This window comes from Nitratireductor lacus, assembly GCF_056431025.1.
This window is the reverse complement of the sequence record NZ_JBWKMB010000036.1, coordinates 22,008-28,201: the sequence shown is the minus strand read 5'-3', so window position 1 is coordinate 28,201 and position 6,194 is coordinate 22,008. Positions and strand designations below refer to the sequence as shown.

Here is a 6,194-nt window from a genome sequence, read left to right as displayed (position 1 = left end):
TTGAACTCGCGGCTAAACTTCCTTCTCTGCATTCACAAACTCCGGTTTCGTCAAAAACACCTTATCTCGGTGTCCACGAAACCGGCAGCAGGCCACTTGTCTTGTCTTGTCTCGCCTAGCCTAGCCTTGGGTTGCCCCGCCTTGGGTTGCCTCGCCTCGTCTTGCGTTGCAGCGCTTTGCGATGCCGTGAGGTGCTTGTTCGCCTCTCCCACATCACCAGCGCTTCCGCATTGTCTTGGGTTTTGAAGTGCTTAGAGCATCGCCTCGCGCGTCGATTTCGCCAACACAGCCCTCATCCTGAGCTTGTCGAAGGGCGAGGGCGACATGGTGCGCTCAGGTGGTGACGTTGGCGCGTGCCTTCACTCCGCCCTTCGCCTTTCGGCAAGCTCAAGAGGCTCAGGATGAGGTGAAGGCAGGGAGATGTGGGGCGCTTGCCTTGTCTTGTCTTGCCTCGCCTAGCCTAGCCTTGGGTTGCCTCGCCTTGGGTTGCGTTGCAGCGCTTTGCGATGCCGTGAGGTGCTTGCTCGCCTCTCCCAGATCATCAGCGCTTCCGCATTGTCTTGGGTTTTGAAGCGCTCAGAGCATCGTCTCACGCGTCGATTTCGCCAACACAGCCCTCATCCTGAGCTTGTCGAAGGGCGAGGGCGGTATGACGGGCTCAGGTGGTGACGTTTGTGCGTGCCTTCACCCCGCCCTTCGCCTTTCGGCAAGCTCAAGAGGCTCAGGATGAGGTGAAGGCAGGGAGGTGTGGGCGCGTCTAAGCGGTCAGCCGGAGCGGCCCAGCCCAGCCATCCCCGTCAGTTCAGCGGAATGTCGTTCTCCGCCTTGCTGTCCTGATAGCGCTCGGAAAGGGCGGCATAGGCTGCGGCCAGCGTTGCAATCCGCGTTTTCACCGCTTCCGCATCAGCCGCTGGCAGTGCGGCTGCCAGAGCGGGCAGGGCGTAGCTTTTCCAGAAGGCGTTTTCGGCATTGTAGCCGCCGGGCTCCAGCGTGAAGACCTCCTTGAGGATGTTCAGATCGTGCGGGATCGAGAAGGAGTCGCGCGAATCCTCGTGGCTGAACAGATAGTAGAAATTGTCGAAGCCGGTCCAGGTGATCGCCGAAAGACACAGCGAGCAGGGCTCGTGGGTGGACAGGAAGATGCAGTCCTTCGTGTCCGGGCGCGCATGCTTGGGCAGTTCGTAGAACCGCTTCAGCGTATGCACCTCGCCATGCCAGAGCGGATTTTCCAGCTCATTGTTGGTTTCGGCAAGCACCAGCGACAGGTCGCTTTTCTTCAGGATGGCCGCGCCGAAGAGCTTGTTGCCATGGGCGACGCCCTCGGCGGTCTTCGGCAGGATGTCCTGTTCGATCACGTCGAGCAGCCGGTTGATGAGGTGAAGGTCGGGAGCGGTCATTTGAGGGATGGCACCGTGATTTCAAAGGGTTCCTGGAAGTGGAATTCTTCGAGATTGTTGCCGTCTCCGCCACGGTCGACCACCACGAAATCCTGGGGTGCGTCGATGGGTGTCAGAACGCCATGCCACGTGCCGCGCGCGTAGTTCACGCCCTGTCCGGGATGCGTGATGAAGGCGCGGGGTTCGCCGGGTTTCCCACCCTCATCCGGGCAAACGATCACCAGAAAGGGGGCCGGCGAAAGCGGCATGAAGGCCTGGCTTCCAAGCGGGTGCCGCTCGACCATGGAAAGCTGAAGCGGCAGTGCATAGGGCGTGCCGCGAAAGATGTTGATCAGAACGCGCGCGTTCTCACCCGCCGTTTCAACCGTCGCCAGGTCGTGAAAGCGGCGGCACTTGCCGGCATTGATGAGGAAGCTTTCCGCACCCTTGGTCTCGATCACGTCGCCGAAGGGCGCGAAGGCTGCGCGTGTCAGCTTCTCGGCTTCGATCCGCTTCATCGCGCGAAGCTGCCACCCAGCCGGGCGTGCCGGTTGACGTCCTTGTAGAGCAGGTAGCGGAAATTGCCCGGCCCGCCCGCATAGCAGGCCTGCGGGCAGAAGGCGCGCAGCCACATGAAATCGCCGGCTTCCACTTCCACCCAGTCCTGATTGAGCCGGTAGACGGCCTTGCCTTCCAGCACATAGAGACCGTGCTCCATGACATGCGTTTCGGCGAAGGGGATCACCGCGCCGGGCTGCAGCGTGACGATGGTTACATGCATGTCGTGGCGCAGATCGGCCGGATCGACAAAGCGCGTCGTGGCCCACTTGCCATCCGTTCCCGGCATGGGAGAGGGCGCGACATCGGCCTCGTTCAGAAACAGCGGATCAGGCATGTCGAGCCCGACAACGGGCTCATAGGCCTTGCGGACCCAGTGGAAGCGCGCGGGCGCATCGCCCCGATTGTGTGCGGTCCAGCCGCTCGATGGCGGCAGATAGGCGTAGCCGCCGGGCGTCATCTTGTGCGTCTCGCCGGCGATCTCGATGGTCAGCTCGCCCTCGACGATGAAAAGCACGCCTTCTGCGGTCTCATCGAGTTCGGCCCGGTCGCTGCCGCCGCCGGGCTCCACTTCCATGATGTATTGCGAAAAGGTCTCGGCGAAGCCGGACAAAGGCCGTGCGATGATCCAGCAGCGGGTTTTTTCCCAGAACGGCAGCAGGCTGGTGACGATGTCCTGCATGACGCCCTTTGGCATCAGCGCATAGGCGTCCGTCAGAACCGCGCGGTCTGTCAGGAGCTGGGTCTGCGGCGGATGCCCGCCATGCGGGGCGTAATAGGTGCGGGCGCTCATCTGGTCTCGTCCTGATTTCACACGGGGAGGATGTCGTTGAGCCGCAGCCGGGCGATCCGCTCCACCTGCCGGCAGGCGGTGGCGAATTCCTCGTCGCGGCTGTTCTCTAACCGGGTTTCGAAGGCCTTCAGAATGCTGTCCTTGGTGTTGTCCTTGACGGCGATGATGAAGGGAAACCCGAATTTCTGCGTATAGGCGGTGTTGAGTTCGGTGAAGCGTGCGCGCTCGCTGTCGGTCAGCGCATCGAGCCCTGCCGAAGCCTGCTCTTTGCTCGATTCCTCGGTCAGTCTTTTGGCTACCGCCAGCTTGCCGGCGAGATCAGGGTGCGCTTTGAGAACCCCAAGGCGTTCGTCTTCGCTGGCGGAGCGGAAAACGCGTGCCAAAGCATTGGCAAGGCCGCCTGCCGTGTCATGTGCGGGCCCCAGCTCCAGCTTCACCGCGCGTTCGGCGATCCATGGTGAATGCTCATAGATGCTGCCGAACCGTTCGATGAACTCCGGTTCGCTCATGCGGCTCGGGCGCAGGGCCGGCGCTTCATAAGGGTGCTTTTCGCGCCAGTGCCGGGCGATCTCGCCGCGTGTCGCAAGCCACACATGATCGTGGCTCTTCACATAGTCGATGAAGCGCTGGAGGGCTGCAGCGCGTCCCGGCCGGCCGATGAGACGGCAATGAAGGCCGATGCTCATCATGGCCGACCGTCCCGAGCCTCCCTCAGCGTAAAGCGTGTCGAAAGCGTCCTTCAGATAGCTGAAGAACTGATCGCCGGAATTGAAGCCCTGCGCCGTGGCAAAGCGCATGTCGTTTGCGTCGAGCGTGTAGGGAATGACCAGCTGCGCGCGCGTGCCGTGCCCATGGCCGTCATGGTCGATCCAATAGGGCAGGTCGTCGTCATAGGTGTCGGAAATCCAGTCGAACCCGCCTTCCTCGATGGCCAGCTTTACCGAATTCACCGAGGTGCGTCCGAGATAGAGGCCGCGCGGGCGCTCGCCCACCACTTCGGTGTGCAGCCGGATCGCCTCCAGAAGGTCGGCGCGCTCGCTTTCTTCCGAATGGGCGCGGTAGTCGATCCATTTCAAGCCATGGGAGGCGATTTCCCAGCCGGCGTCCTGCATGGCGGCAAGCTGGTCGGGGCTGCGGGCAAGCGCTGTGGCGACGCCGAAAACGGTGACCGGCACGCCGGCTGCCGTGAACATCCGGTGGAGCCGCCAGAACCCGGCGCGCGAGCCGTATTCATAGATGGATTCCATGTTCCAGTGGCGCATGCCCCGCCATGGCGCCGCGCCCACCACTTCCGAAAGAAAGGCTTCCGAGGCCTCGTCGCCATGCAGAATGCAGTTTTCGCCGCCTTCCTCGTAATTGACAACGAACTGCACGGCGATCTTCGCGCCGCCGGGCCAGTCGGCGTTCGGTGGAGTCTGGCCATAGCCGGTCATGTTTCTCAGGTAGCGGGTCATGCAATCTGTCCGAAATTCGCTATTGGCAAGGATAATAGATGGAATGCGGGAGGTACTTTCCTGAAAAATTTGAAAGAGTTTTGTTGTTCTTCCTTAGCGCGTCCTCTTATGCTCGCAATCAATTTGCCCCACAATCAAGTGGTAGACGCGCAAGTGGCTTAAGCGAATTGATAGGGAGGCCGCATGAGCAATGCGGGTGAGGGCCGTCTGACGACCCATGTGCTGGACACGGCCAGCGGAAAACCGGCCGGAGGACTGGAGATTGCGCTCTATCGCCTGGAGGGCGAGGCGCGCACTCATGTGAAGACGGTCACGACCAACAGCGATGGCCGCTGCGATGCGCCGCTGCTTGCCGGCGATGCGTTTCGCACCGGCTTCTACGAGCTGGTGTTCGAAGCCGGCGCCTATCTGCGTGCGCAGGGCGTCGATCTGCCGGCGCCGGCCTTCCTCGATCAGGTGCCGATCCGCTTCGGCATGGCAGAAAACGCTCATTATCACGTGCCGCTTCTCATCTCGCCCTACGGCTATTCCACCTACAGGGGGAGCTGATGGGCGCGCGCGGTGAAATCCGGTTTCTTTTGAACGGCGCGCCGGTGGCGTTGAGCGATGTCCGTCCGGACGAAACCCTGCTCGATTATCTGCGTCTGCGGCAGCGTCTGACCGGCACCAAGGAAGGCTGCGCCGAAGGCGATTGCGGCGCGTGCACCGTGCTTGTGGGCCGGTTGCGCAATGGCGCGCTTTCGTATGAGAGCGTCAATGCCTGCATCCGCTTCCTTGGCTCGCTTGATGCCTGTCATGTGGTGACGGTGGAGCATCTGAAACGGGCCGATGGCAGCCTGCATCCGGTCCAGCAGGCGATGGTCGACCACCATGGCTCGCAATGCGGCTTCTGCACGCCGGGCTTCGTCATGTCGCTTTACGCGCTCTGGATGCGTGAAGCGCAGCCCACCGACAGGGCCATCGAGAAAGCGTTGCAGGGCAATCTGTGCCGCTGCACCGGCTATGAACCCATCGTGCGGGCTGCGCGCGCGGTCTCCGATTATGGCCATGCCGCATCTGACCCGCTGGCGCTGGAACGCGCTGCGGTCATCGCCGCGCTGCAGGGCATGAAGGATGGCGCGCGGGTGGAGATCGGCTCGGGCCGCGAGCGTCTGCTCATCCCGGCGGATGTCGATGATTTTGCCGCAATCCTTGAAGCCGAGCCCGAGGCCACCATCGTCACCGGTGCGACGGATGTGGGCTTATGGGTCACCAAATTCATGCGCGACATCGCGCCGGTCGTTTTCATCGGCGGGCTCGATGGCCTGCAGGAAATCCGTGAGCAGGATGGCGTCATCAGCATTGGCGCAGGCGTAAGCTACACCGGAGCTTTTGAGCTTCTGGCGAAACGCATTCCCGCGCTGGGCGCACTGATCGACCGCATTGGCGGCGAGCAGGTGCGCAATATGGGAACGATCGGTGGCAACATCGCCAATGGCTCGCCCATCGGCGACACGCCTCCGCCGCTGATCGCCCTTGGCGCAACGCTCACGTTGCGAAAGGGCAGCGCGCGCCGCACCATTCCGCTGGAAGATTTCTTCATCGACTATGGCAAACAGGATCGCGCGCCCGGCGAATTCGTCGAGGCGGTGCATGTGCCGGTGCCCGATGCGGCCTCCCGTTTCGCGGTCTGGAAAATCTCCAAGCGCCGTGACGAAGACATCACGGCGGTTCTGGGCGCATTCGATCTGCGGATCGCCGATGGCCGGGTCGAAGCCGCCCGCATCGCCTATGGCGGCATGGCCGCGACACCGAAACGCGCAAAAGCCGTCGAGGCAGCGCTTGTCGGAAAGGCGTGGACTGAGGAAACGGCCGAGGCAGCCCTTTCGGCCTATGAGAAAGATTTTCAGCCGATCAGCGACATGCGCGCTTCGGCCGACTATCGCATGATGGCCGCGAAAAACCTGCTCCGCCGCTTCTACGTTGAAAGCACGGGCAACCCGGCAAACCTCTCCAGATATGAGGCGGCCTGAT

At 62.3% G+C, this 6,194-nt stretch carries 6 protein-coding genes; 2 read left to right on the top strand and 4 right to left on the bottom strand.

Going from position 1 to position 6,194, the window contains the following annotated elements; all coding sequences use genetic code 11:
• Nucleotides 1-797 precede the first annotated feature (797 nt).
• From AC07E3_RS20675 to puuE, 4 genes are read right to left on the bottom strand one after another with little or no spacing between them, the layout of a single operon-like run.
• On the bottom strand, nucleotides 798-1,397 hold the full coding sequence (locus AC07E3_RS20675) for a nucleoside deaminase (protein ID WP_478364554.1): 600 nt from the start codon (nucleotides 1,395-1,397) through the stop codon (nucleotides 798-800).
• On the bottom strand, nucleotides 1,394-1,894 hold the full coding sequence (locus AC07E3_RS20670; RefSeq protein ID WP_478364552.1) for an ureidoglycolate lyase: 501 nt from the start codon (nucleotides 1,892-1,894) through the stop codon (nucleotides 1,394-1,396). Before AC07E3_RS20670 ends, AC07E3_RS20675 begins: the two co-directional genes overlap by 4 nt.
• The gene (locus AC07E3_RS20665; protein ID WP_478364550.1) at nucleotides 1,891-2,727 is read right to left on the bottom strand and encodes a bifunctional allantoicase/(S)-ureidoglycine aminohydrolase; all 837 of its coding nucleotides are present in this window, start codon (nucleotides 2,725-2,727) and stop codon (nucleotides 1,891-1,893) included. Before AC07E3_RS20665 ends, AC07E3_RS20670 begins: the two co-directional genes overlap by 4 nt.
• 17 nt (nucleotides 2,728-2,744) lie before the next feature.
• Complete coding sequence (gene puuE / locus AC07E3_RS20660; RefSeq protein ID WP_478364548.1) at nucleotides 2,745-4,181, bottom strand: allantoinase PuuE; 1,437 nt, start codon at nucleotides 4,179-4,181, stop codon at nucleotides 2,745-2,747.
• 183 nt (nucleotides 4,182-4,364) lie between these two features.
• Here puuE and uraH point away from each other — a divergent pair, with 183 nt between their 5' ends.
• Both uraH and xdhA read left to right on the top strand, forming a co-directional pair.
• The gene (gene uraH, locus AC07E3_RS20655) at nucleotides 4,365-4,730 is read left to right on the top strand and encodes a hydroxyisourate hydrolase (protein ID WP_336069084.1); all 366 of its coding nucleotides are present in this window, start codon (nucleotides 4,365-4,367) and stop codon (nucleotides 4,728-4,730) included.
• Nucleotides 4,730-6,193: a xanthine dehydrogenase small subunit gene (gene xdhA, locus AC07E3_RS20650; RefSeq protein ID WP_478364545.1), complete on the top strand. Its 1,464-nt coding sequence runs from the start codon at nucleotides 4,730-4,732 to the stop codon at nucleotides 6,191-6,193. Before uraH ends, xdhA begins: the two co-directional genes overlap by 1 nt.
• The last annotated feature ends 1 nt before the right edge of the window (nucleotide 6,194 follow it).

Coding starts and splice junctions, on each gene's coding strand:
- AC07E3_RS20675 (WP_478364554.1), bottom strand. CDS start 1,397: ATGACCGCTCCCGACCTTCACCTCATCAACCGGCTGCTCGACGTGATC.
- AC07E3_RS20665 (WP_478364550.1), bottom strand. CDS start 2,727: ATGAGCGCCCGCACCTATTACGCCCCGCATGGCGGGCATCCGCCGCAG.
- xdhA (WP_478364545.1), top strand. CDS start 4,730: ATGGGCGCGCGCGGTGAAATCCGGTTTCTTTTGAACGGCGCGCCGGTG.
- AC07E3_RS20670 (WP_478364552.1), bottom strand. CDS start 1,894: ATGAAGCGGATCGAAGCCGAGAAGCTGACACGCGCAGCCTTCGCGCCC.
- puuE (WP_478364548.1), bottom strand. CDS start 4,181: ATGACCCGCTACCTGAGAAACATGACCGGCTATGGCCAGACTCCACCG.
- uraH (WP_336069084.1), top strand. CDS start 4,365: ATGAGCAATGCGGGTGAGGGCCGTCTGACGACCCATGTGCTGGACACG.